Below are 25311 nucleotides of genomic sequence, written 5' to 3'. Positions count from 1 at the left end.
CATAATGGAGGAGTTAACATGGCAAATCAAGTGAAAGTGAAGCTGTCCGACGGAGCTGTAAGGGAGTATGGGTACGGTACAACAATAGAGCAGATAGCAGGGTCCATTAGCCCGGGGCTAAGGAAACTTGCGGTGGCTGGTACAATCAATGGTGAAATGGTCGATTTGAATCGGTCTATTGAGCAGGACTGCGATATAGAAATCATCACACTCGATAGCGAGGAAGGATTGAAGGTATACCGCCACAGCACGGCGCATGTGATGGCGCAAGCGCTTAAGCGCATATATGGCGAAAAGGCAGTTAAGCTCGGTATCGGGCCGGTCATTGAGGATGGCTTTTATTACGATATCGATATTGAAAAACCTTTATCCAGTGAGGATCTTGCCGCAATTGAGCAGGTGATGGGGAACATTACAGCGGAGAACCTGCCGATTGTCAGACGAGAGGTAGACCGTGATGAGGCCATTCGGATATTTGAGCGGCAGGAGGAGCCACTTAAGCTGGAGCTTATTCATGGCTTGCCGGAAGCTTCGGTCATCAGCATTTATGATCAGGGTGAATTTTACGATCTATGTCGTGGCCCCCACCTCCCGTCTACAGGCCGTATTCAGGCATTCAAGCTGCTGAGTGTAGCAGGCGCCTATTGGCGAGGTGATTCCAACAATAAAATGCTGCAGCGTATTTACGGAACTGCCTTCCCCAAAAAACAGCAGCTAGAGGAGCATTTGTTCATCTTGGAGGAAGCGAAGAAACGCGATCACCGTAAGCTTGGCAAGGAACTGGGATTGTTTATGTTCTCAGAGGAAGCGCCGGGAATGCCATTTTACTTGCCTAAAGGAATGTCGATTCGTACAGAGCTGGAGAACTTTTCGCGCGAGGTACAGGTGCAGCAGGATTACCAGGAGGTCCGCACTCCACTCATGATGAACCGACGGATGTGGGAGCAGTCCGGGCATTGGGATCATTACAAGGATAATATGTATTTTACTGAAGTTGACGATACGCATTATGCGCTCAAGCCGATGAATTGTCCAGGACACATGCTCATCTTTAAAAATACACTGCATTCCTATCGCGAGCTTCCGATACGACTTGCCGAATTCGGCCAGGTTCACCGCCATGAATTTTCGGGTGCCTTGAACGGGATGATGCGTGTACGTACGTTTTGCCAGGATGATGCGCATATTTTTGTAAGACCGGATCAGGTCGAAGAAGAAATCGCACGGGTCATTGCTTTTATCGATCAAATTTATCAGGTATTTGGCTTTGAATATACAATCGAGCTTTCTACACGTCCCGAGGATTCGATGGGATCGGCGGAGCTGTGGGATCTGGCAGAAGCATCCCTTCAGCACGTATTGGATCAGAGTGGTATTGCCTATCGAATGAATGAAGGCGACGGGGCCTTTTATGGACCGAAAATTGACTTCCACATTCTGGACGCGCTTAAACGAAGCTGGCAGTGTGCGTCGATCCAGCTTGATTTTCAAATGCCTGAGAAATTTGATCTTTCCTACATCGGCGAAGATAATCAGAAGCACCGTCCTGTTGTCATTCACCGTGCAGCCTACGGGTCCATAGACCGCTTCATCGGTATTTTAACAGAGCATTACAGCGGTGCATTCCCGGTTTGGCTCGCTCCGATTCAAGCGCGAATATTGCCAGTGTCCGATGCTTTCATCGATTATGCACTGCAGGTGAAGCAAGCACTGGAAGCTGCAGGTATTCGTGTAGAAGTAGATATACGAAGTGAAAAGCTTGGCTACAAGATCCGTGAAGCACAGCTTGAAAAGGTTCCTTACATGCTTGTAGTCGGCAAGAATGAGCGGTCAATGGATAAAGTGGCGGTCCGCAAGCGTGAAAAGGGTGATATCGGATCGATGGGAATAGCCGAGATTAAGGAACAAATTATAAGTGAAATTCGAGCGAAATCGTGATCATGATCACCGATTGCAAGCAGTCTTTTCTTTCACGAAATGGATGATTCATTTCATCCTGAGCAATACTACCTTTAGGCAGCTATGAGAGATGAAGGATGTCAATTCAGAAAAGAGGGTGCATGAATGAGACGTGCCATACAGGCCGTGGTGTTGTTAATGGTAGTGGTTAGCGTTGTACAGCTCTCTGGTCAGGCTTGGGCTCAGGACGATAATCGACCTTATCATTTTGGCTTTAAAAAAAGCAAGGACGGCAAGCTTCCTTCCATCGCCGAAGAGGGCTTTATGAGTATTCTGCAAAAGCATGGAGCTATTTTTTTGGGGGATACCGAGAAAAAGGAGCTTTACTTAACCTTTGATAACGGGTATGAAAACGGATATACAGCCCAATTGCTGAACGTATTAAAGGATAAGAAAGTACCCGCGGCCTTCTTTGTGACTGGTCATTATGTGAAGGACCAACCGGAGCTGGTCAAGCGAATGGCTGAAGAGGGTCACATCATTGGCAACCATTCCTGGAGTCATCCTGATATGAGCAGTATATCTGCAGGCCGTATGAAGGATGAGCTGGACAAAGTCAAAGTGGAAATAGCCCAACTGACCCCACAACGCGAAGTGCGGTATTTGCGGCCGCCAAGGGGAATATTTAGTGATCAGATGCTCGGTGTCAGTCAAAATTTGGGCTATACGAGTGTCTTCTGGTCCGTGGCTTACAGGGATTGGGATACAAAAAAACAGCACGGCTGGAACTATGCGTATCAACAAGTGATGGCACAGCTTCATCCTGGTGCTGTCATTCTTCTTCATTCCGTATCGCAAGATAATGCAGAGGCTATGGGCAAAATTATTGACGATGCCCGCGGTCAGGGATATGAATTCAAAAGTCTTGATCAAATGCAGTTAAAGCAGTACCGCTAAACACATGTTTTGTGAATGAATTGTACATTCAATCAGGTTAACCGGAAACTCCGGTTAGCCTTTTTTCTCGGTAAATTAGCAAATACGGGCACAACCGAATGATTTGTTGAATACAGCGATTATATCCGAATCACCCTCTGCCAAGGAAATCAGGTAATTAACCATACCCTTGATAATGATATCGTTGGGCTCTTCTTTATTGGCCTCCTGAACGATTACATCCAGCGACTGAAGCATCGTGCACATAACCATAGGGGCTTCGACATGCGATTCAATCCATCCCTTCGTTGTAAGCGCTCTCTCAATCAAGCTTTCGCGAGTTGTTTCTGAACTGCGGTCAGACAAAATAACAGCTTTGGAAAGAATGGGAACGGTGGGTTTACTCAGAATCCCATAAATAATATCGTCCAGACGGTTCATTAAATATTCGGCTAGCTGCCCGCCTTCAATAGGATGTCCGAAAACGATATGGCAGAAAAAAAACTCCTTGATCATCCCGTTAAATAAGTTGGCGCAATCAAATGAATGCGGTCTGATTTCGGATCCATAGAGCTCAATGATGCGCTGGTCAAACCATACAACGTTTTGGTTGCTGTGATCAATCATTAAATCCTGTAAAGCTTTATTTAAAAAGGTGATCCCTTTTAGCTGCATTGCAATAAAGTCTTTATCTTTGATGAAGGCTTCGCATTGATATTCAATCGATTTAAATAGTCTTTCCCGAGCGCTTAATGTGGGTTCCTGAAGAATTTCATCCAGGTAAGAGCGGTACGATTCCATATAATGATTGAAAATATGAATGAGCAATTCCTCTTTGGAATGAAAATGTAAATAAAAAGCTCCCTTGGATACTCCGGCAAGACTGACAATATCTTGAACGGATGTTGTATGGTAGTCACGTTCTCCGAACAGCTTGATTGCAGCCTGAACAATTTGTGTTTTTTTGTCATTCATTCTGTTCGACACTCCTTGTTTCCAAACTTGGTACATCACATGCATACAGCCATTGTATACGTCGAACATATGCATGTCAATATTATGACTGACTGGTCACAAATTCGGTTTAAGTGACGAATAAAAATAAAAAAAGGTTGATTTAAAGCTGTATATCCATTATTATACTTCCATAATGACCAGTCAGTCATAATATGCTTATACCTTTAATATCATTCTTAAAGTTACGAATGAGCTTACATGTACTTGAAGGAAGGGGCTACCAGCCATACGATGTTACAGACTCTCGACGAAATGAAGTTAAGCACGAGCCATTTTATGTCCATGCATCTGGAAAAAGAAGGCTTCAGTCCGCTTGTTGGCAGGCTTTTTACACTGCTTCTTTTTTCAGCAGAGCCCTTAAGCCTACAGCAGATGGCTGATGCTTTATCCGTGTCCAAGGCCGCGATCAGCGTTCAAATCCGGAATATGGTATCGCGGCATTTGTGCAATAAGGTTCCGGTTCAGAATGACAGAAAGGATTACTATTACATAACGGATGATTTTGAAATCCATGTTTTCGAAACGTACAAAGAGAAGATCAAATCCGTTCAACAAACGCTGAACCGGAATTTGCTCGCTTTACCGGAACAAGAGGGTCTGAATTATGCGGATCAGGAGACCTGTCGCGTTGTCGAACAAAGATTCAGCGAAATCTCATTGTTTTGTGATATCTACATGTCCAGAATGAAAGGCTTGAATGAGGAATGGCTGCTCAAAAAGCAATTATTGTAATTTGATAAAGGAGTAAAATGATGAACAAATTTACTGATTTTTCTTTGAAAAATGCGGCAGCGATTATTATTATCAGCTTTATATTGCTCCTTGCAGGCCTATTCTCCGCATCCACGCTGAAACAGGAAAGCATGCCGGACATCTCCTTGCCGATCGTATTTATAAGCACGGTGTATCCGGCCCCTCCTAAGGATGTTATGGATAATGTAACGAAGGTTATCGAGAAGCGGGTTGTGGGTGTGGAGGGCGTAAAAAAAGTTTCCTCCAGCTCAAATGACAACTTTTCGTCGATCACGGTTGAGCTGGTAAATGGCAGAAAACCTGATGATGCGAAGCGGGATATCGAAAGCTCAATCAAGGACATTGTGCTGCCAAAAGGAGCAAGTGAACCGAAGGTTTCCAAGTTTGGAAGCAGTGATTTCCCGGTATACTTTGCTGCGATCAATGGTAACGAGAATATGAACCATGATGAGCTGAACCGGATTTATAAGGATGTGATCGAGCCTACCTTAAGCGCCATGGATGGGATTGATCATGTAGATTCCATTGGTCAGCAGGAAGCAACCTTGAAGCTGAAGCTGAACATTAGCGCGATCAATAATTACGGCATGACGCCAGCACTAGTTTCACAAAGTATACAAACTGCGCTCATGACGAGCCCGGCAGGTAAAGTCGATTTTAACGGAAGCTCCCAATCGGTTCGGATCGAAAGTGATTTGAACACGATATACAATTTGGAAAATATGAAAATTACGTCCCCCAAGGGCGACACGGTCATGCTTAAAAATATTTCCAAGGTTGAAGCCATTTCGGAATCCAAATATATTGCCCGGTTGGACAGCACTCCGGCTATCGGTCTCACGCTCTTCAAAGGAAAAGATGCCAATACGGTCAAATTTGCCGATGATGTTGACAAATTGTTCGCCAACTGGAAAAAGGAATATCCGAATTTGCAATTTTCACCTGTTTACAATGCAGCAAACGATGTCAAAAAATCGATCAACGGGATGCTGAAGGAAGGGATTATGGGGGCGGTTCTGGCTTCCGTTATGATCTTATTGTTCCTGAGAAATGTGCGCATGACCGTGATTGTACTCGTTTCGATTCCCTTGTCCATCTTAACTACATTATGCGCAATGGCATCACTGGATATTACGCTCAATATTATGACGCTCGGTGGTTTAACGATTGCCGTTGGCCGGGTTGTCGATGATTCCATTGTTGTTATTGAGAACATATACAGTGAGCTTCAGCGGGTCAGCGACCGGAATGAATCCGTTATTAAGCTGGCAACTGCACGGGTAGCCTCGGCGATTACCTCATCCACGATTACCACCGCAGGTGTATTTTTACCGATAACCTTTGTTGGCGGGGTATTGGGGGATATTTTCAGGCCCTTTGCCATTACCTTGATCGTGGCGTTAATGTCCTCATTGATCATCGCATTGACAGTCATTCCGATGCTTGCCAAGTTGATGGTGCTCAGAAGTAATAAGATCAAGCACCACGATGAAGAGCAGGTCGGTAAGCTGGGTGGCAGCTATAAGAAAGTATTAAATTGGTCGCTCGATAATCCGAAGAAAACGGTTGTGGCGGCAGTACTGGCGCTTATCATTTCGATAGGAGGAACGGTTCCTTTTCTGCCGATGGCCTTTATGCCGGATAGCGAAACCAATAAGCAGGTTCAGTATACGTTGAAGCTGCCGCAGGATACGTCCTTTGAATCGATGGATTTGAAGGTTAAAGAAATCGAAGCGATGCTTCGGGAATCCAAGGATGCTGCCGGACAACCGGCGTTTGACTATTTTGAATCGATGGTTGGTTATGATCAGCAGAATACAAGCGGTGAACGTACGCCATACAAGGCGAGTATTATTGGTTCGGTATCAGCGGCTTCCAATGCCAAGGAAATGGCCGAAACGTTTAAGCTTAAAATGATAGAGATGGCCCCTAAAGGATCGGAAATTGAAGGTGCGCTGTTAGCGCCAAGCATGGGCTCTGGAGATGATTTTGCCTACCTGCTGAAAGGTGAAGACCTGAATCAGCTGATAGCCGGTGCCGAGCTGGTCAAAGCGAAGATGCGGGAATTCCCGGAGCTGACAACGATTAAAGACAGCCTGAGTGAAAAGAAGACGCAGGTCGTAGTCAGTGTAGACCAAAATAAGGCGCGTGTGTACGGTTTATCCTCGGCACAGCTTACAGACACGGTACGTTTGTGGCTTGCAGAGGCACCACTGGGCGATATCAAATTCGACAATGTAACCTTTGAAACCAAAGTTATGGTAGATGACGATTTCAAAAATTCGATGGAAAAGCTGGGACGCATCCAGCTGACAACCTCAACCGGTGCAGTCGTCGCTCTTAACGATGTAGCCAAAATCAAGCAGGTAGATGCGCCGGCTGCAATCACTCGGGAAATGCAGGAGCAATATGTGAAAATCACTGCCAAAATCGAGAGTAAGGACAAAGGTGGCGTGAGCACCAAAGTTACAGAAGCTTTGAAAACAGTAGAACTCCCTGGAAGTGTTCGTACACAGGCACAAGGGGTGAATGACGATATTCAGGAAAGCTTTGGTCAAATGGCGGTTGCCATGGGTGCTGCGATTTGTCTCGTTTATCTCGTCATGGTTATTGCTTTTGGGAACGCAAGTGCGCCGTTTGTTATTCTCTTTTCGGTACCACTGGCTGCGATCGGCGGACTTATCGCGCTGTTGATTTCAGGCGAGTCGATCAATATTACATCACTGATTGGATTTTTGATGTTGATCGGGGTTGTTGTTACCAATGCCATCGTACTGATCGACCGGGTGCAGCAGCTCCGCGCTGATGGATTAACGGTACGTGTCGCTTTGGTTAGAGCGGGCTTAACAAGACTTCGTCCCATTATTATGACCGCGGGTGCCACAGTAATGACCTTGCTGCCCTTGGCGCTGGGTGTTTCGGATGGATCACTGATTTCCAAAGGCTTGGCCGTTGTTGTTATCGGCGGTTTGATTACTTCGACCGTACTGACCTTGATTGTTGTACCCGTGATTTATGAACTTATCGATAAAATGAATGTCGGCATCTCGCGGTTTATGAACAGAAAAGAAAACCGAGTCGCCAAAACCCCGACAGTAGAAGGCATTTAGGTACGAGTAGCTGATAGATATATATCGAAAAGGAGCAACATTCCATGAAACCATTTAGGGTCAATCCAGTTCATACAGGTGTAAAAGCTATGGGATTAATGTTAGTTGGAGCGGTCATGCTTGCAGGCTGCTCCGAAACGCCCAAAGCCCAACCGGCACAGGCTACGGAAGTACAGCTCAAGCAGGTTAAGGTAAGCAAAGTGGCGAAGCAGAAAATAAGTGAGCCTTTGGAGCAGGTGGCTGATATAGCCTCCTCCATACAGCTCGATGTGTCCGTCAAGGTAGGCGGCGATGTCAAGGAAATATTGAAGAAGCGCGGAGATAACGTCGAAAAAGGTGAAGTGATTTTCAGACTTGATCCTACCGATGTGCTGATATCCAAAGAAAAAGCGACTGTGACGATATCCTCAACAAAAGAGCAGCTGGTAAAAGCGCGGGAGGATTTGGCTAACAGCAAGCAGGATTTGCAGAACGGCATCGTGAAGCTGGAAGCGGCAATTAAGGAAACGGATAAGAATTATAATAAAATGCGCAACGATTTTGATTTGGGGCTTGCTACGAAATTCCAGCTGGAGCAGGTAGAAACGCAATTAAACAATCTCAAGCTTGATTTGCAGAGCAGCCTGCAGAAACAAAAAACGCTGGAAACGACCAATTCCTTATCACAGCTGGAACAGGGCTTACTTATATCGGATGTGTCCATTCGAGAGGCCGACCGGACCTTAGAGCATATGGAAGTAAGAGCGAGCGTTAGCGGAGTGCTGACGGATCTGCCAATTGAAGTCGGTATGACTCTTGCACCGGGCTTCCGTGCTGCACAGATTCAGCAGCTGGATCCTATCAAGATCAAAGCTGAGCTTACCGAAGAGGCGGCTGCGCTAGTCCGCGGGAAGCAAGAGCTATCCTTTTACATATCGGGTTCAGCTGAAAAATATAAGGCCAAAGTGAGCTATCTGGCTGATGTTGTCAGCACCCAATCCAAAGCTTACTCGTTGGAACTTGAATTGCCCAATCAGGATCGCAAGTTCAAGCCGGGAATGAAGGCTCAGGTTCTGCTGACAGAGGATCAGGATCAAATCGTAGTCACCGTGCCTACCTTAAGTATTGTTCGTGAAAGTGGAGAGAGCTTCGTATTTGTTATGGCGGGAGATACCGTGGAGAAGCGTAAGGTCACGCTGGGTCGTTTAAGTGATACGTATCAAGAGGTCATAAGCGGTGTCAAGGAAGGTGAGCCGCTTATAACCTCCGGGCAGAATCAACTGAAGGATAAAGAAAAAGTACAGCTAGCTCAATAAACCATGCTTGTCACAGGAGGAGAACGAAACGAATGAATAGAAGGTTAACCGTCATCGTAGCATCAGCCGTGTTATCGGCATCGATCACTGGCTTCATGAGCCCTGCTTTTGCAGAGGTAGCCGTAACCACGAGCTTGGGAACGAATAGTTCTGTACCCATCAGCCAACAAACAGCTTCAAGGCTCAGTCCTGCACAAACCGTTCAACCCATTGCTGCCGTATATCCCTTGACGGATGTATTGAATGTACAGATCAAAAGTGTTTTGACAGAGGAAATTCTTGGAGGTACCCGGATCGGTATTGTGATCAAAATGGAAAATACAAGCACCTCGATCACCAAGGTTCCCGATTATGAGGTCCGTGCACGCACCAGCAAAGGGATAACCTATACGCTGCAGTCAAGCACAGCAAATCCGAGAGTCATACAGCCCCAGACCACAACCGATATTAGCTACATGGTCGTATTGGATCGTGCTGAGAAAATAACCATTAGTGAAGTCAATTGGACGGATGTAGATTACTATGTATATCCCAAGAAAGAAACACTCATGACCTCAGTCCCGATTACAATCCAGCCTTGGCATGGTGTAGATACGTCCATGACTGATTCAGCTGCGATCCGCAAGTGGTCTGACGCTTTCCGGATTCCTGCATTGGATTCCCCAATCGAATACACACCCGTAGATATCCATAAGGAATCTACCAAGACGGGTAATGTATACGTCGTTCAATTACTGGCTTATAACCCGTCGAGTCAACGGGAAACCGTACCCGATTTTGCCATAGATGGGAAAAACGATAAAAAGGTGTTTACAGGCAGCCGATTAGAGAAAGATACGATTCAATTGGATGCCAAAGAAGAAAAGTATTTGCATTACGCAATTCCAACCGATCAGGATACAGAGCTGCTAAGCTTGAATCTGTTGACTGCTGAAAGCTTTACATCAGGAGCTTCCAGCGTGGTTAGTTATCAAGTGGGCAGACTGAATATATTGCTCCCGGGCGATACTGCTCCACAAAATTATGAAGCTTATGCATTAGGTACCTCCATGAAATTCGATATGCGAAGTGAACTTATCCATCCAGATTTACAGGTTTCATTGGTTGAGCTTCATATGAACGAAAACCAGGATGAAGGCAGCAAGCAAGTAACAGCTAAATTCCGTTTGTATAACCAAAGTGCCCGACCGCTCGCTATCCCTATGTTTCAAACGGAATTGATCGGCAGCGGAGGTTACCAATACAGTGGCAGACGGCAAGTGCTGGCGGCAACGTCTGTGCTGCCCAACACAGGAACGACCATCAATTACACGTATGTGGTACCAGCGACCGAGACTGGAACGGGGCTTGCCTTAAAGCTTCAGGATACAACGGCACAAGCACCGTACAAATCAACAATTGCCGCCTACAGCGTTAATTTACAGGCACCGGACAAAGAAGACAAATTTAGTCTATATCCATTTAATGTAGCGATCGAACGGTGGGACATTTCCTTCTTGTTCAATTCAGCGACTCATCAATATACGTATAAAGGCAAGTTTTTCTTCGATATTGAACGTATCAAAGAGACCCAGGTAGATGAAAGCTTCCCGCAGCTTCAATTTGAACTGCATGATTCATTGGGAAGGCTCGTGGGCACCTCTGTGAAATCGTTGATTGGGCAGGAACGCCTGGTTACTGGAGAGAACAATATTGCCTTTGCCGGAAATTCTGAACAGTTTGACACGCCGCTGACTTTAAAAGTATACGAAATCTTCAAAACAGAAAATGGAGATGCCAAACGTCTATTGACTGAATTAAGCAGACCTTAATCTGATCCTATTCAAAAGGAAAAATAAGATCGTGACTGTTCGATTAGCCTGGAACGTTCCAGAATGATGCCATTGGCATCAGATGGCTGCTTGGTATTCTGATTATGGATTTGAGTGACAAGGTCATGTAAAGCGGCTTTGACCAACTCACACCGCTCAGTTCCCCATGCCTGCTGTTTGGTATTTACAAAAGCAAATGCATCGGTAATGGAAAGTCCCTTTAATTTGATTAAAACCGAAGCCCATTGGATCAGGTCGAATTTATTGCCGCAGCAGGGAAGATTCCATTCTGCCCAACCATTCCATCCGCGGCTGGATATTTTCAATAATCCGCAGGAGCCATCGGAAGTGATTTGCGGGATTCGGTTTTTCAAAAGAAAACAATCAAATTGGTAAATCTCCATAGAACCGATTTTGTAGGGTACCAAGGAAAATTCAGTGGGTACGGTCAATGGGTCGGCGAGCTTTAGCATGATACTTGCACTCCTCTATATTTCTTGAATTTGGACAAAACAAAGGGAAGCCCGAGAGCAGAGAAACTCTACTCTCGGGCTTCCTTTGCATGATTAAATAAGGTCAGGGAGACACGAGTGTGCTTCTCTCTCAAATCGCTTACGAGGTTAGCTGTCGGATTCGGGCTTGAGAGTGCCCTACCCCCGGGCATCGAAGATGCCAAGAGGATTCACCCCTATAAGCTGTCTATTATAAGTAACATAGCTTAAACTGGGTCCCCCGTTTCCCTGAAGTGGTCGTTCAAAAAGTCGCCTTTTGATCACGAAGTCTCATATGAGGCGTATTCGGCATCGAATCTAGCAGTCAGGCTTGAAGTGCAGTGCTCATTTAGCTCCGCTCCTCCTTCTTCACCTTCCTGCAACCTTCTCGGTACTGAAAAGTCGACTTTTTGAACACATATCTTATGGGAATTAAGCGTTGATAATGGATGATATGGAGTTGTTAAGTTAATGAAATGTATCATACGCTGGCCGTTAAATAATGTAAAACCCCAATCCGCATCATAATTAAGCCTTTTTTGCTTAAAAGGTCGATGAAAGCGGAATCAAGCCTGATTTCCCTTTATTATCTATATGTATGCTAGCTCATGCTGGGTATTTGAATTTATCTTCGTAAAATGGAGATATCGAGAGATGGATGCAGATATCGAGAGCATGAAAAGGATTTGGATGTCATGCAAGTCAATTATAGCCTTGTATGCCATGCGGTATTTATTTACAGTGTTAAGCGGCTGGCGTATGATACAACTCATGATTCGAAACAAAGTTTTCCAAGTAACGGCTGAACATCCTCAGCCCTATGAACCGGTTCATAGGGGGTCGAGAGCGTCGTTTTTATGAGAGAGGATAATGAAAGCTTGTGATCGTGTTCAACGACCATGAGGTATATATGAAATGCAGATTTGTAGGGATCGTCTGTAATTGAAAATGAAACATGCACTTGATCGCTGAGTCCTTGAATTTAAAAGGAACGGGGGAACCAAAGAAGCGCGTAATACCTGATTCGTTAATTCGTAGTCAGATACACGAGCTTCATGGGGTGAATCCTTAAGGCATGCTAACGCATACCCATAGGTAGGGCTACTCTCTAGCCCGAATCCGACAGCTAACCTCGTAAGCGTATAGGGAGAGGCAACAATTGTCGTGCGTAAGACACGGTTTGTATAACTGTGTTTTCAGAAGCCACGAGAAGAGTTCCGCTCTTTTCGTAGGCTTCTTTTTGTTGTCTCCTTGTTGACATCATAGGAGGAAGATTGAAATGGAACAACAGGAAGTCATATTGGTTTCGGCACCCAATAAAACGGGAGAAGGCTTCATCCTTCAATTGCTGAAGCAAGGCTTGCGTTGTGCAGCTATTGCCAACAACCAGGGAGAAAAGCAAAGACTGGTCAATATTGGTGTAAAAAATATTGTAATGGTAGATACTACAGAACAAATCAACTGGACTCTTCCAGAGTTTACTATCGGGAAGGTGTTTATTTTTGAGCGAAGCCTGAATCTGTGCTGCCGTTATATCCAAATGTGTCGCAGATGGACCTCCAAGCCTATTTATGTCATCACCCATACGAGTAACCCACGTCTGGTTTATAAAGGACTCGGTGCTGCCTATGTGATTCATACGACGAGCGAGGATGTTTCCTTTTTAATTCAAACACATGTGAAATAAGTGCCAGCTTCCATTCGGAAGCTAGGAATATGCTTACGATGCAGGCTTCCTAAAGGAAGCTCAGATTATGCTTACGATGCAAGCTTCCTAAAGGAAGCTCAGATAATGCTTACGATGTAAGCTTCCATTCGGAAGCTATTAGGAGGGGTAACCATGTTGGATCTATATATGGTACTGATGCTAGCCATTGCTTACGCGCTGTTCAGTGGATTTTTGTTGTGGTGCGGACGTGTTACTGAAGACTCAGGAGGCGAGCGTTTATGATCGTTGTCATTATTTTTACAATATTTATTTTTATTTACCTGGCCTACGCCTTGGTTAATCCAGAAAAATTTTAATAAATGAGTGGTCTAATTGTCTTACACAATCAAGAAATCTGGCGACAACAGCGATCGGAAGAATGATCTGACCGTGCAGCGGACCCTTTTACCAATGCTTACGAAGTCAGTTTTGCTAAAGCAAAACTCAGCACATGCTTACGAAGTCAGTTTTGCTAAAGCAAAACTCAGCACATGCTTACGAAGAAAGTTTTCTTACGAAAACTCTGAGGAGGAAACAAACAAATGGGCATTTTGCAAATTGCCGTCGTGATTGTCATTTTGGTGCTGCTGGTAAAACCAGTAGGTACCTATCTCTATAACGTGTTCTCTAATGAAGCGAATCGGACTGACAAGTGGTTCGGATTCATCGAAAGACCGATTTTTGCGATGATTGGTTTAAAGGAACGAAGGGGTATGACCTGGAAAACCTACGCGCTCAGCTTTATCGTTACGAATATCGTACTCGTGGTCATAAGCTATTTGATTTTGAGACTGCAAAAGTATTTGCCGCTCAATCCGAACGGGATTGACAATATGGAAGAAACGTTGACCTTCAATACGGTCATCAGCTTTATGACCAACACGAACCTGCAGCATTACAGCGGGGAGTCCGGCTTGTCTTATTTTTCGCAGATGGCTGTCATTATGATGATGATGTTCACCTCGGCAGCGACCGGGTTTTCTGTAGCCATTGCCTTTGTCAGAGGAATTACGAGTAAAGGGGAAACGATAGGCAACTTTTTTGAGGATTTTGTCAAAGCGCATATTCGTGTATTTTTCCCGTTTGCTTTTGTAGTGACTCTTTTGCTTGTGGCTCTTCAGGTTCCGCTGACACTGCAGCCTGCAATAACCGCAACGACGCTGGAGGGTGCTGAGCAGCAAATTGCTATCGGACCGGTGGCAGCGCTGGAATCGATCAAGCATATCGGTACGAACGGCGGCGGATTTTTTGGAGTGAACTCGGCTCATCCGTTTGAAAATCCGAATCCGCTGACCAATGTGATTGAAATTTTATCGATGTGGGTTTTAGCTGCTGCGCTTCCTTACACGTACGGCTTGTTTGCCAAAAACCGCAAGCAGGGCTGGGTTATTTTTTCCTCGATGATGATCCTGTTCGTCGTGTTTCTGTCGCTTATTTATGCTGCGGAGTCGAGCGGTAATCCAGTGTTGAATAGGCTGGGCATCGATGCAGCACAGGGCAGCATGGAAGGGAAAGAGGTCCGTTTTGGCATCCCGCAATCGGCACTGTTCGCTACGGTAACGACAGCGGCGACAACCGGCAGTGTCAATACGATGCACGATACACTGACACCGCTTGGCGGCATCACGCCAATGGCTCTCATGATGCTGAACTGTGTGTTTGGCGGTAAGGGCGTTGGGTTGGTTAATATGCTGATGTATGCGATATTGGCGGTATTCCTGGCGGGGTTAATGGTCGGTCGGACACCGGAGTTTCTCGGTCGAAAAATAGAAGCACGCGAAATCAAGCTGATTGCTATTGCGATTCTGGCGCATCCGCTCATTATTTTGGCATCAACGGCAATTGCGCTGGCTACTGATTTAGGAAAAGCGGGAATAACGAATCCGGGCTTTCATGGCATTTCACAAGTTTTGTATGAATATACATCGTCCGCGGCTAACAATGGTTCGGGGTTCGAAGGATTGGGCGATAATACGCCATTCTGGAATATATCTACGGGAGTTGTGATGCTGTTCGGCCGCTATATTTCGATGGTAGCGATGCTGGCGGTAGCAGGATCGATGCTGCGCAAGCAGTGGGTTCCCGAAACCATCGGAACTTTTCGCACAGATAACCGTTTGTTCGCTGGTATTCTAATAGGAACTGTTTTAATTATAGGCGCTCTGACGTTCTTGCCTAGTATTGTATTGGGCCCGATAGCCGAGCATTTGACGATTCGTTAATGGAAGGAGTGGACATGAATCATGCAAACCAATAGAAAAAAAAGCTTATCTGGTGACATCCTTCGCAATGCCGTCAAAGACAGCTTTGTGAAGCTGAATCCGATGACGATGATGAAAAATCCGGTCATGTTTGTTGTTGAGGTTGGCACCTTGATCGTGCTGCTGATGACGATTTTTCCAGGATATTTTGGTACGGGTCAAAGTATGGGTTTTAACGTAACTGTATTTGCGATTCTGCTCTTCACTCTGCTGTTTGCGAATTTTGCAGAAGCACTTGCTGAAGGCCGCGGGAAAGCACAAGCTGATTCACTGAAACAATCAAAAAAAGAGATCAGCGCCAATAAAGTGGTGAACGGTGGATTGAAGCTGATTCCGTCCACCGAGCTGCGTAAAGGAGATATCGTCGTTGTTTCTCAAGGAGAAATGATACCGGGCGATGGAGAAGTGATTGAAGGATTGGCTTCTGTAGACGAATCCGCCATTACAGGGGAATCGGCTCCGGTAATTAAGGAAGCAGGAGGCGACTTCAATTCGGTAACAGGCGGTACCCGTGTTGTCAGCGACAAAATCAAGGTGAGAATTACGAATGATCCTGGAGAATCGTTTATCGACCGGATGATTGCTTTGGTTGAGGGCGCCAAGCGGCAAAAAACACCGAATGAAATTGCACTGAACACGCTGCTCACCAGCTTGACGTTGATTTTCCTTATTGTTGTCGTCACCTTGGCTCCGATCGCCAAATATCTGGACATTCAATTGGATATACCGGTATTGATTTCTTTGCTGGTATGCCTGATCCCCACGACAATTGGCGGTTTACTGTCAGCTATCGGGATTGCAGGGATGGACCGCGTGACTCAGTTTAATGTTCTCGCAATGTCAGGTAAAGCGGTCGAAGCCGCTGGGGATATTAATACGATGATTTTGGATAAAACAGGAACGATTACATTCGGTAACCGGATGGCCAGCGAATTTACTCCTGTAGATTCCGAGAATGTGGCGGTTTTGGGTGAATGGGCTGCGATTAGCTCCCTCAAGGATGAAACTCCGGAAGGACGTTCTGTGCTTGAATTAATGAAAAAGCAAGGAATAGCCTATGACAGCTCGATTGCCAAGGACGGGATATTTATCGAGTTTAAAGCGGAAACACGGATGAGCGGGATCGATTTGTCAGATGGACGTAAGGTACGCAAGGGAGCTGTGGATTCGGTAAGAAAATGGGTGGAATCTCAAGGGGGAGCCGTTCCTATTGATCTGGAGCTCAAAGGCAACGCGATTGCCTCAGAGGGCGGTACACCGCTCGCTGTAGCAGTCGATAACCATATTCTTGGGCTGATTTATTTGAAGGACACCGTGAAGCCGGGGATGAAGGAGCGGTTTGAGCAGCTCCGCCGGATGGGTATCAAAACGATCATGTGTACGGGTGACAATCCGCTTACTGCAGCTACCATTGCCCGCGAGGCTGGTGTGGATGAGTTTATAGCCGAGAGCAAGCCCGAGGATAAAATTGCCGTTATCCGTAAAGAGCAAGCGGAAGGAAAGCTCGTTGCAATGACTGGAGACGGCACAAATGATGCCCCGGCACTTGCCCAAGCAGATGTAGGGCTTGCGATGAACAGCGGTACGACAGCCGCCAAAGAAGCAGCCAACATGGTTGATCTGGATTCGGACCCATCCAAAATTATCGAGGTCGTGGCCATTGGCAAGCAGCTGCTGATGACGCGTGGTGCTTTGACAACCTTTAGTATCGCTAACGATGTGGCCAAATATTTCGCTATCATTCCGGCTATGTTTACGCTCGCGATTCCACAGATGGAGGCACTCAATGTTATGAGGCTCGGCTCCCCATTGTCAGCGATTTTGTCCGCTTTGGTCTTCAATGCTATTATTATTCCGCTCTTGATCCCGCTTGCTATGCGAGGGGTTGGCTATAAACCGATGAGCTCAAATAAGCTCCTGCAGCGCAATCTGTTTATTTATGGATTTGGCGGGATCGTAGTGCCGTTCTTAGGCATCAAGCTTATTGATCTGATGGTGCATTTATGGATTTAGAAGTACGGTGAATCTTGAGCGTAGCGGGACTTATTCACCGGACTTTTGGTGCTATTGTATCAACATCTATCAGAAAAGAGGGTATAAAAGAATGGATAAATCGGCACATGCTGCGTCAAACACAGCAAGCTTTTCTTTGGGAATCGTGATTCGGGTTAGTCTAGTATTTCTTGTATGTTGTGGAATCATTTATCCTCTGGTATGCACCGGGGTCGCACAGGTGCTGATGCCCGCAAATGCGAACGGCAGTATGATTTACAACAGTAAGGGACAGATCGTGGGCTCGGAATTGATCGGACAAAAGTTTGCTGATCCCAAATACTTTCAAGGCCGAGTATCTAGTATTGATTACAAGGCAGAGGCCTCAGGGTCCAATAACTATGCGGCATCCAATCCTGACATGCTGAAGCGAACACAGGAATCGATTGAGGACTGGAAGACCAACAATCCCGCTGTTCCCGTAAGTCAACTGCCGATTGATCTGATTACCAACTCGGGCTCGGGACTTGATCCGCATATCAGCCCGCAATCGGCTCTCGTTCAGATTCCAAGAATCAGCAAGCTGAACGGAATTCCCGAAGCCAAGCTGCAGCAGCTTGTAGAGCAAACGACCGAAGGAAGGGACTTGGGATTGTTCGGTGAACCCCGGGTCAATGTGTTAAAATTAAACTTGGCATTGAGCGCCTTGCTGAAGTAGCTCTTTATTGAAGGAAAAGTTCTGGTAAAGCTATGGCTTTATCAGGCTTTTCCTTTTCCTCATCCTATGAGTGGATACATATAAAGGATCGAATCAATGTGCATGGAGGCGTTCATGGAAAATTTTAAACGCAAAACACCAGAGGAGATTTTATTATCGATTTCCAAGCTGCATAGAGGTCGATTAAAGGTATATATTGGTGCGGTCAGCGGTTCGGGGAAAACGTATCATATGCTGCGTGAAGGTCAGCATTTGAAAAATCAGGGCATCGACGTGGTGATATGTGCCGTGTCCACCATGCAGCGTCCCGAAACGGTCGAGCAAATCGGAGATTTGGAGAGGGTTCCAAGCATACATTGGATGAAAGAAAATGTTGAGAAAAAAGACTTGAACCTGGATGCACTCATTAAACGTAATCCCGAAGTTGTATTGGTAGATGGTTTGGCTCATCGCAATCGCAAGGATGCCCAGTACGCCACACGTATGGAAGATATTCGATTCTTAATCAATCACGGGATTAGCGTGATCTCAACAGTCAACGTATACGAGCTGGAAGGGGTTACGGAATTAGCCAGGAAATTAACGGGAGTGGAAGCCCAGGAAACCGTACCTGCAGATACACTGGAAATTGCCGATGAAGTTGTACTGATCGATGCCACGCCGGAAACCTTGTTAAATCGGGCAGCAGAGGGCCACCTGCATTTTGGCAAAGGATCTGCTTTATTCAAGAGAGGTAATTTGGCTGTACTGCGGGAATTGTCTTTACGCTTAATGGCTGAGGGTGTTAATGAATCTCTGGATAAGCATAGAGATGAGTTAGGTTTGATCGGTCCATCCGGTGCAACAGAGCGTATTCTCGTATCAGCGCAGTATCATTGGAATGGATCGATCTACGTACGAAGAGGCCAGCAAATTGCCAAACGTCTGAATGGCGACTTGCGAGTGGTTACTTTTGTCAATCCTCAAAAAGAGCTGTCCAAGGTGGAAGCAACCTTCAAGCGATCCATCGTCAAATTGGTTAAAAAAGTAGGCGGAGAATTCGATGAGCTCCCGCTTTGTGCCCTCCGTTCCCTGCCCAAGGTCCTTGTTAAGTACGCTCTGGATCATAACGTAACCCGAATTGTTCTGGGTCATTCCAAGCAATCCCGCTGGGTGGAGTTCTGGCAAGGCTCTATTGTCCACGACATGCTGAAGCAAACGAGAAATATCGACATCTTCATGGTAGCAGACCGCGCGGAGCATGAGGGGGAGCGAATTCTGCCTGCCAGGCTATCGAAACCTAAGGAAGAGGAAGAGTGGTTCCGCCGTTTGAGCTCTCAGGAGGTTGAACGCAAAATTATGCAGATCAAACGCGGAACATTCAAAGTGTATATAGGCGCTGCACCGGGCGTGGGCAAAACGTACACCATGCTGCGTGATGGCAACGATCTCGATAAAAAAGGAATTCAGGTGCTGATTGGTCTGCTGGAAACACACGGTCGCAAGGAAACGGCAGCACAGATCGGCGTATTGGAGCTGATTCCACGTAAGGTTATGGATTATCGGGGAACTCGTCTGGAGGAAATGGATGCAGAGGAAGTGATCCGGCGTAATCCGGATGTGGTTCTTGTCGATGAATTGGCACATACGAATGTACCGGGAAGTAAAAATAAGAAAAGGTACGAGGATGTGCTTGATATTTTGGCGGCAGGGATCTCCGTCATTTCAACGGTCAACGTGCAGCATCTGGAAAGCCTGAATGATGCTATAGAGCAAATTACGGGAGTCCGTGTCAGGGAGACGGTTCCGGATCATATTCTGAGACTTGCTGACGAGGTACAGCTGATCGATGTGACGCCGCAATCGCTGCAGCAGCGGATGAGAGAAGGCAAAATCTATGCGATGGATAAGGTGGATCAAGCCATTAGCAATTTTTTTAAAACCGTGAACCTGATTGCCTTGAGGGAGCTGGCCCTGCGAGAGATTGCGGACGATGTGGATGAACGTCTGGAATCGTGGGAGAGAAGCAATTCTCTGCGTGGTCCTTGGCGGAGGCAGGAGGTTATTTATGTATGTATTGATGCTACCCCACAGGCAGAGCGCTTGATACGTCGAGGCTTTCGAATTGCCCATAGATTAAAGGCGGCCTGGTATGTCACCTATGTGCAAATCTCGTCCACAGACGAATTAATGGAGCGGGTTGAGGCGCTAAGGAAGCTGACAAGCCGCTTGGGTGGAACCTTTGAAACGCTGAAGGCTGAGCATCGCAAGCAAATACCCGAGGCTTTGGTAAGCAAGGCAAATGTGTACAAAACCACACAGATTATTATGGGACAGTCCAGGCTATCGATCTGGAAGGAGCTGTGGCAAGGCTCGATAGTGAAAAATTTGCTGCGCCGCGCAAGGCATATGGATGTGCTGGTAGTCGCGGATTGCGAGATCGATACCAGAATTCCTAACAAAGCATAGAGCTGCAGTCCATAGGTAAAGCTTCGTTTATCGGGATGTTCAAGAAATGTTGTTATACAGGGCTCGCCACTAATGGTATAATTTTAAAAAATCGATAATGAGGTGACCTTGTTTGGCTTACAATTTTGATCAATTAAACGATAGACGGAATACTCGCTCATATAAATGGGATCAAGGCGGCAAGCTGTTCGGGGAACCGGATATTCTCCCGCTATGGGTAGCTGATATGGACTTTTTGGCTCCTCCTGCCATTCAGGAGGTACTGAAGCAGCGTGCCGAGCTGGGTATTTATGGATATGCAATCCGCACGGACAGTTATTTGGAATCGATTGTAAACTGGTTTAAACGCCGTCATTATTGGGATATTGAGACCAACTGGATAACGGATTCACCAAGTATCGTGACCTCGCTAAGTCTGGCAGTGGATTTGTTCAGCGAGCCAGGCGGACAGGTTGTCATCCAATCCCCTGTGTATTACCCTTTCTATGATGTGATTCAAAGCAATGGACGTGTTGTTGCCAAAAACTCGCTGCTTCTGCAAAATGGGCGCTTCGAGATGGATTATGAGCATTTGGAGTCATTGTTCAAGGGTGGCGCCAAACTGCTGCTGCTGTGCAGCCCTCACAATCCGGGAGGACGTGTGTGGGAGCGTGAAGAGCTGCTCAAGCTGGGTGAGCTCTGCCTGCAGTATGGGGTAATCGTCATATCCGATGAAATTCATTGTGACCTGACATTCCCGGGACACCCGCACATACCGTTCGCTTCGTTGTCTCCCGAGCTAGCCGACATCACGATTACATGCCTGGCTGCTACCAAAACGTTCAATTTGCCAGGGCTGCACACTTCCTTTATTGTGACCTCTAATGCCAGCCTCAAACGGACAATCGATCAGCGTCTCAAAACGCTTAGCCTACATATGGCGCAGCATTTTGCACAGGATGCCGTTGAGGTGGCCTATAATGAAGGTGAGGCTTGGCTCGATGAAATGATGGTTTATGTCAAAGGTAACCTGGATTACACACTTGCTTATTTGGCTGAGCATTTACCGGAAGTAAAGCCGCTATATCCGGAGAGTACCTACCTATTGTGGATGGATTGCCGGGAGCTTGGACTGGACATCAAAGGGCTTAAGGACTTGATGTTCCGTCAGGCTAAAGTGGCATTTAGCGAAGGATCCGTATTTGGGACCGAAGGAGAAGGCTGGCTGCGTATCAATCTGGCTTGCCCAAGATCGATTGTGGAGCAGGCGCTTAGGCAGTTCTGCGATGCTGCAAACAGCAGTAAGCGCGGATAAGCAAGTTGAAGCAGAGTTCAACAAGCGGAAAGACACAAATAATCGTAGAGCAGCCTCAAGTGGGCTGCTCTTTTTAAAAGGTGGTCACAAATTATGGTCGAGTGCCCTCACTGCTCTCAACAAACGGAGTTTAAGCGACTTTGCTCTCATTGTGGTGGAATTGTCATCCACACAACAGAAGAAAAATTTAATCTGATGGCTGATGCGGTTCAGAAGGTGCTACATGTTGAGGCCGATAAAAGGAAAAACAACAGGTCGGTAAGGAAGCTCATATATATTGTGATTATCTTGGCCGTATTAACGTTGATTATGGGCTATATGGCTTTACGGATGTAACGTTATTCAAGATATATCATTGGCTAGCCCTTAACACTTCCGGCTGTCATGCCTTCAATAAGGAATCTCTGGATCAAAGCAAAGATCAGGATGATCGGCAATATCACGATGACGCCGCTTGCCATGAGTCCGCCCCAATTTGTGGAGCCCATGCTTTCCATCAGCTCAGCGATCCCGACCTGAACCGTCTTGGCTGAAATCGAGTTGGTCAAAATCAACGCGTACTGGTAATCGTTCCAGCCAAGAATGAACGCATACAGGCTGATGGCTACAAGTCCTGGCAGTGCGAGAGGAATAATCACGGTGAATAGTGTTCGCAGCTTTCCGGCCCCGTCCATGTAGGCAGCTTCCTCCAGCTCGATAGGGATCGTTTTGAAAAAGCCGCTCATGATCCAAACCCCGACCGGGATCGTCAATGTACCATAGATGAGCACCAGAATCGATTTCGTGTTTAATAGGGAAAAGGCGGAAGCCATCTTATACCATGGAATCATGATAAGCGGACCCTGGATCATTTGTGCCAGTACGATTAGAATAACGACGAGTCCGATACCGGGGACCTTATACCTCGCCAGTCCATAACCGCTGATGCAGGCAATAAATCCGGTAATGAAGGCAGTAATTGCACAGACAATAATGGAATTCATAAGCAGTCTGGTTAGCTGCAGGCCCTTATCGTTCAGCGCCCACAGGTAATGCTGCCACGTAGGCTCCTGTATCCACCATGTGGGGATGGTCGCGAACATTTCGGTATCTTTTTTGAACGTCGTATCGATCAGCCAGAAGAAGGGTAGCAGAGTAAAAGCCATCAATAGCAGCAGCCAGATGTATTTGGATATGTGGTGTACAGTGGATACTTTCAGTTTCAGCCCCTCCTAGTCCATATTTCGGCCGAACAGCCGAGAATAGAGCATAACAATGATGATGACGAGCAGCATGGACAAGGATGCAATGGCTGAGCCTTTACCCAAATCAAAATATACAAAAGAGTTCGTATACAGGTAGGTCGGCAGTATGCTGGTGGCATAGCCAGGTCCGCCGCCGGTCAGCGCCCAAATCATCTCGAATTTCGTCCAAGAGGACACAAGGCTGACCAGTCCGGTGACATACATGATCGGCTTGAGCAGTGGCAGTGTAATGCGGGTGAACCGCTGCCAGGCTGTTGCTCCATCGACATGGGCGGCCTCCAACATTTCTTTGGAAATTCCTGTAAGTCCTGAAATAAGCATCAGTGCGATGTATGGGAATCCCTTCCAGGCAGAGGTGAGCAGAAGAGCGGGCCAAACCAGCGTATCGTGGCCGAGCCAGATGACATCGTCCTGGATCAGATGCAGACTTTTTAAATAATAATTGAATAACCCATAATGACCATCATAAATCCATTTCCATACGATGCCGATAATGACCACAGGGGACACCCAAGGAACCATCATCAGCCCCCTCCATAAACCGCGCCCACGGATTTTGGAGAACAGAATCAAAGAAGCCGGGATGGCAATCAGAAATTGCAGTGCCGTAGAGCCGATTACCCATACAAGACTGTTAATGAAAATTCGCCAAAATGCTTTGTCATGGGTCAGTAATTCCTTGTAATTTCCGAAGCCTGCAAAAGTCATCGATTTGCCCGAAATCAGCGAGTAATCGTAGAAGCTCAGTCGGATCGTTTCAAACAACGGATAAAACTGAAAAGCGATCAGATACAAGACGACAGGCGCCAGCAATACATAACCGAAGCCATGTGAGCGAACAAAAGATTTCCATCGGCCCCTACGGAAAATTTCCTGTGGAGCCGCTTCTCTAAATTCCAGTATTTTCGACATTTCTCCTCACATCCATTCCGTCCAAGCTCTATTTAAATTTATCCTTGATTTTGTCAATGCCTTCCTTGATCCCTTTATAGGCTTCCTCTGTTGTGCTTTTACCGGTCAGCATCTTGACGATCTGCTCCTGAACGACGGTTTCCATCTCGCTTTGTCCGGGGATTTTATCCATCGGTACGCCGGACGCTGCCAGTAATTCGTTAAAATCCTTAAGCAGCACTTTGTGGCCCTCGATTGCTTTCGGGTAAGCCTTCTCTGCTTTTTTGACGATTTCGTCGAGGTTTGTGCTTTTTAAAGCGGTTACGTTAACGACAGCAGCCTGCGTACTGTTATATTCCTGTGAGGACCATTCCTCCATCAGCTTCCAGGCCACATCTTTATTTTTACTGCCCTTGAACATCGCGACACCTACATTGGATACCGGAGCTTTGGCTTTCGTGCCGGAAGGACCCTTCGGATAAGCGATTGCCCGTGAAACCTTGACAATATCAGGATTGATGCTGTATACATTTGCCGTAAAATACGTTCCCGCTGCGATCATCCCGACCTCTCCATTACTGAAGGCGCGGAACATTTCCGGATAGCCCCAGGTGATATGTGATTTAGGCTGGTAAGCTTCGAGATTTTTGAAATGCTCCAGCGTCTCCAGATACTTTTTCTTACTCGCCTCGGTCGTATCGTTAAGCACCAGATCGTTGCTGTAAGCGGCCGTGAACGGAACACGGAATGCAAAACGGGGCACACCGAGCGGGTAGCCAAAGCCGTATTTGCCATCCTTGGTCATCTGCTTGGCTGCTTTTTCCACATCTGCCCATGTTTTCAGCTCATCGAGCTTCATGCCAGCCTCGTTCAGCATCTTCTCATTGACAACCAAAGTGAAGGAGTTCGCCAGATTCGGAACTGCATACAGCTTGCCATCCTGCTGGGCATATTCCATCGTCCCCGGAAGAAAATCCTCCTTCTTCAGCTGTACGCCTTGTTTTTGAAAGTAAGGTGTGAGATCCTCCAAGCCGCCAAGCTGCACGAGGTTCGTTACATCCTGGGTTTGTGTAATATCGGGACTATCTCCAGAGCTGATCATAACCGCCAGCTTTTTCTCCATATCTGTCCAGGACAAATACATGTACTCGATGTTGACGTTCGGGTATTTCTCCTTCATTTTGGTCTTGAATTGCTCGGCCAGCTCTTTTTCCGCCTCTGAAGTACCCGGGAACACAAAGCGAATATCCGCTTTTACCATTTTCCAATCGATTTCACTAGCCTGCGGTTTTGCTGTTTTATCGGTTGCAGCAGCAGGAGCCTTGCTGTCCCCGCACCCCGTAAGTGCTAGTGTAAGCGCCAATGCGGCTGCACCTGTCCGGATCGATCCCCGGTTCCATTTGTTCAACTTCTGATTCATGGTTTAACCCTCCCTGGTGGTCA

Annotated in this window: 19 protein-coding genes and 2 riboswitches; of the genes, 14 read left to right on the top strand and 5 right to left on the bottom strand. The window is 46.5% G+C overall.

Annotated elements, in window-relative coordinates:
• Positions 1-18 precede the first annotated feature (18 nt).
• Together thrS and pdaA are read left to right on the top strand one after the other, a co-directional pair.
• Positions 19-1938 (top strand): threonine--tRNA ligase, encoded by a 1920-nt coding sequence (gene thrS / locus LRL21_RS37995; RefSeq protein ID WP_240421016.1) that lies wholly within the window; start codon positions 19-21, stop codon positions 1936-1938.
• A 126-nt stretch (positions 1939-2064) separates the two neighbouring features.
• Positions 2065-2856: a delta-lactam-biosynthetic de-N-acetylase gene (pdaA, locus tag LRL21_RS37990; protein ID WP_420832539.1), complete on the top strand. Its 792-nt coding sequence runs from the start codon at positions 2065-2067 to the stop codon at positions 2854-2856.
• A 75-nt stretch (positions 2857-2931) separates the two neighbouring features.
• On the opposite strand, the gene LRL21_RS37985 is transcribed toward pdaA, so the two are convergent.
• The gene (locus tag LRL21_RS37985) at positions 2932-3810 is read right to left on the bottom strand and encodes a TetR/AcrR family transcriptional regulator (protein WP_240421015.1); all 879 of its coding nucleotides are present in this window, start codon (positions 3808-3810) and stop codon (positions 2932-2934) included.
• Between the two features lie 240 nt (positions 3811-4050).
• On the opposite strand from LRL21_RS37985, the gene LRL21_RS37980 reads away from it, so the two are divergent.
• Genes LRL21_RS37980 through LRL21_RS37965 form a run of 4 tightly spaced genes read left to right on the top strand, consistent with a single transcriptional unit; the run spans position 4051 to position 10821 of the window.
• On the top strand, positions 4051-4584 hold the full coding sequence (locus tag LRL21_RS37980) for a GbsR/MarR family transcriptional regulator (RefSeq protein ID WP_240421014.1): 534 nt from the start codon (positions 4051-4053) through the stop codon (positions 4582-4584).
• Positions 4585-4604: 20 nt separating this feature from the next.
• Entirely contained in the window at positions 4605-7715 is a 3111-nt protein-coding gene (locus tag LRL21_RS37975) for an efflux RND transporter permease subunit (RefSeq protein WP_420832542.1), read from the top strand.
• Between the two features lie 44 nt (positions 7716-7759).
• Entirely contained in the window at positions 7760-9010 is a 1251-nt protein-coding gene (locus LRL21_RS37970; protein ID WP_240421012.1) for an efflux RND transporter periplasmic adaptor subunit, read from the top strand.
• 32 nt (positions 9011-9042) lie between these two features.
• Complete coding sequence (locus LRL21_RS37965) at positions 9043-10821, top strand: hypothetical protein (protein ID WP_240421011.1); 1779 nt, start codon at positions 9043-9045, stop codon at positions 10819-10821.
• An 11-nt stretch (positions 10822-10832) separates the two neighbouring features.
• On the opposite strand, the gene LRL21_RS37960 is transcribed toward LRL21_RS37965, so the two are convergent.
• Positions 10833-11294 carry a hypothetical protein gene (locus tag LRL21_RS37960; RefSeq protein ID WP_240421010.1) on the bottom strand — a complete coding sequence of 154 codons (462 nt, stop codon included), beginning with the start codon at positions 11292-11294 and terminating at the stop codon, positions 10833-10835.
• A 120-nt stretch (positions 11295-11414) separates the two neighbouring features.
• Positions 11415-11583, bottom strand: a riboswitch (cyclic di-AMP (ydaO/yuaA leader).
• A gap of 685 nt (positions 11584-12268) precedes the next feature.
• Positions 12269-12469: riboswitch (cyclic di-AMP (ydaO/yuaA leader) on the top strand.
• 122 nt (positions 12470-12591) lie between these two features.
• On the opposite strand from LRL21_RS37960, the gene LRL21_RS37955 reads away from it, so the two are divergent.
• From LRL21_RS37955 to LRL21_RS37925, 8 genes are all read left to right on the top strand, one after another.
• Positions 12592-12999: a hypothetical protein gene (locus LRL21_RS37955; protein WP_240421009.1), complete on the top strand. Its 408-nt coding sequence runs from the start codon at positions 12592-12594 to the stop codon at positions 12997-12999.
• A gap of 260 nt (positions 13000-13259) precedes the next feature.
• Complete coding sequence (locus LRL21_RS47050) at positions 13260-13337, top strand: potassium-transporting ATPase subunit F (RefSeq protein ID WP_420832541.1); 78 nt, start codon at positions 13260-13262, stop codon at positions 13335-13337.
• Positions 13338-13562: 225 nt separating this feature from the next.
• Positions 13563-15242: a potassium-transporting ATPase subunit KdpA gene (gene kdpA / locus LRL21_RS37950; RefSeq protein ID WP_240421008.1), complete on the top strand. Its 1680-nt coding sequence runs from the start codon at positions 13563-13565 to the stop codon at positions 15240-15242.
• Positions 15243-15263: 21 nt separating this feature from the next.
• A complete protein-coding gene (kdpB, locus tag LRL21_RS37945) occupies positions 15264-17294 on the top strand; it encodes a potassium-transporting ATPase subunit KdpB (protein WP_240421007.1) in 2031 nt (676 codons plus the stop codon).
• A gap of 91 nt (positions 17295-17385) precedes the next feature.
• Positions 17386-17991: a potassium-transporting ATPase subunit KdpC gene (gene kdpC, locus LRL21_RS37940; RefSeq protein ID WP_240421006.1), complete on the top strand. Its 606-nt coding sequence runs from the start codon at positions 17386-17388 to the stop codon at positions 17989-17991.
• Positions 17992-18105: 114 nt separating this feature from the next.
• Positions 18106-20439, top strand: a complete 2334-nt coding sequence (locus tag LRL21_RS37935; RefSeq protein WP_240421005.1) for a histidine kinase — start codon at positions 18106-18108, stop codon at positions 20437-20439.
• 112 nt (positions 20440-20551) lie between these two features.
• Positions 20552-21733, top strand: a complete 1182-nt coding sequence (locus tag LRL21_RS37930) for a MalY/PatB family protein (protein ID WP_240421004.1) — start codon at positions 20552-20554, stop codon at positions 21731-21733.
• The gene (locus LRL21_RS37925; protein WP_240421003.1) at positions 21705-21929 is read left to right on the top strand and encodes a hypothetical protein; all 225 of its coding nucleotides are present in this window, start codon (positions 21705-21707) and stop codon (positions 21927-21929) included. Before LRL21_RS37930 ends, LRL21_RS37925 begins: the two co-directional genes overlap by 29 nt.
• A 163-nt stretch (positions 21930-22092) precedes the next feature.
• On the opposite strand, the gene LRL21_RS37920 is transcribed toward LRL21_RS37925, so the two are convergent.
• From LRL21_RS37920 to LRL21_RS37910, 3 genes are all read right to left on the bottom strand, one after another.
• Positions 22093-22878: a carbohydrate ABC transporter permease gene (locus LRL21_RS37920; RefSeq protein WP_240421002.1), complete on the bottom strand. Its 786-nt coding sequence runs from the start codon at positions 22876-22878 to the stop codon at positions 22093-22095.
• Between the two features lie 66 nt (positions 22879-22944).
• Positions 22945-23889, bottom strand: a complete 945-nt coding sequence (locus LRL21_RS37915) for a carbohydrate ABC transporter permease (RefSeq protein ID WP_240421001.1) — start codon at positions 23887-23889, stop codon at positions 22945-22947.
• A gap of 28 nt (positions 23890-23917) precedes the next feature.
• Positions 23918-25288 carry an ABC transporter substrate-binding protein gene (locus tag LRL21_RS37910; protein ID WP_240421000.1) on the bottom strand — a complete coding sequence of 457 codons (1371 nt, stop codon included), beginning with the start codon at positions 25286-25288 and terminating at the stop codon, positions 23918-23920.
• Positions 25289-25311: the final 23 nt, after the last annotated feature.

This window comes from Paenibacillus periandrae (assembly GCF_022458865.1).
Lineage (GTDB): Bacteria > Bacillota > Bacilli > Paenibacillales > NBRC-103111 > Paenibacillus_S > Paenibacillus_S periandrae.
This window is presented reverse-complemented; position numbering and strand designations above follow the sequence as displayed.

Excerpts from the sequence above, each read along its gene's own strand:
- LRL21_RS37965 (WP_240421011.1), top strand. The coding sequence starts at position 9,043 with ATGAATAGAAGGTTAACCGTCATCGTAGCATCAGCCGTGTTATCGGCA.
- LRL21_RS47050 (WP_420832541.1), top strand. The coding sequence starts at position 13,260 with ATGATCGTTGTCATTATTTTTACAATATTTATTTTTATTTACCTGGCC.
- LRL21_RS37915 (WP_240421001.1), bottom strand. The coding sequence starts at position 23,889 with ATGTCGAAAATACTGGAATTTAGAGAAGCGGCTCCACAGGAAATTTTC.
- LRL21_RS37980 (WP_240421014.1), top strand. The coding sequence starts at position 4,051 with ATGTACTTGAAGGAAGGGGCTACCAGCCATACGATGTTACAGACTCTC.
- LRL21_RS37955 (WP_240421009.1), top strand. The coding sequence starts at position 12,592 with ATGGAACAACAGGAAGTCATATTGGTTTCGGCACCCAATAAAACGGGA.
- LRL21_RS37985 (WP_240421015.1), bottom strand. The coding sequence starts at position 3,810 with ATGAATGACAAAAAAACACAAATTGTTCAGGCTGCAATCAAGCTGTTC.
- LRL21_RS37910 (WP_240421000.1), bottom strand. The coding sequence starts at position 25,288 with ATGAATCAGAAGTTGAACAAATGGAACCGGGGATCGATCCGGACAGGT.
- LRL21_RS37925 (WP_240421003.1), top strand. The coding sequence starts at position 21,705 with ATGCTGCAAACAGCAGTAAGCGCGGATAAGCAAGTTGAAGCAGAGTTC.
- LRL21_RS37970 (WP_240421012.1), top strand. The coding sequence starts at position 7,760 with ATGAAACCATTTAGGGTCAATCCAGTTCATACAGGTGTAAAAGCTATG.
- LRL21_RS37960 (WP_240421010.1), bottom strand. The coding sequence starts at position 11,294 with ATGCTAAAGCTCGCCGACCCATTGACCGTACCCACTGAATTTTCCTTG.
- LRL21_RS37975 (WP_420832542.1), top strand. The coding sequence starts at position 4,605 with ATGAACAAATTTACTGATTTTTCTTTGAAAAATGCGGCAGCGATTATT.
- kdpB (WP_240421007.1), top strand. The coding sequence starts at position 15,264 with ATGCAAACCAATAGAAAAAAAAGCTTATCTGGTGACATCCTTCGCAAT.
- pdaA (WP_420832539.1), top strand. The coding sequence starts at position 2,065 with ATGAGACGTGCCATACAGGCCGTGGTGTTGTTAATGGTAGTGGTTAGC.
- kdpA (WP_240421008.1), top strand. The coding sequence starts at position 13,563 with ATGGGCATTTTGCAAATTGCCGTCGTGATTGTCATTTTGGTGCTGCTG.
- kdpC (WP_240421006.1), top strand. The coding sequence starts at position 17,386 with ATGGATAAATCGGCACATGCTGCGTCAAACACAGCAAGCTTTTCTTTG.
- LRL21_RS37920 (WP_240421002.1), bottom strand. The coding sequence starts at position 22,878 with ATGGCTTTTACTCTGCTACCCTTCTTCTGGCTGATCGATACGACGTTC.
- LRL21_RS37935 (WP_240421005.1), top strand. The coding sequence starts at position 18,106 with ATGGAAAATTTTAAACGCAAAACACCAGAGGAGATTTTATTATCGATT.
- thrS (WP_240421016.1), top strand. The coding sequence starts at position 19 with ATGGCAAATCAAGTGAAAGTGAAGCTGTCCGACGGAGCTGTAAGGGAG.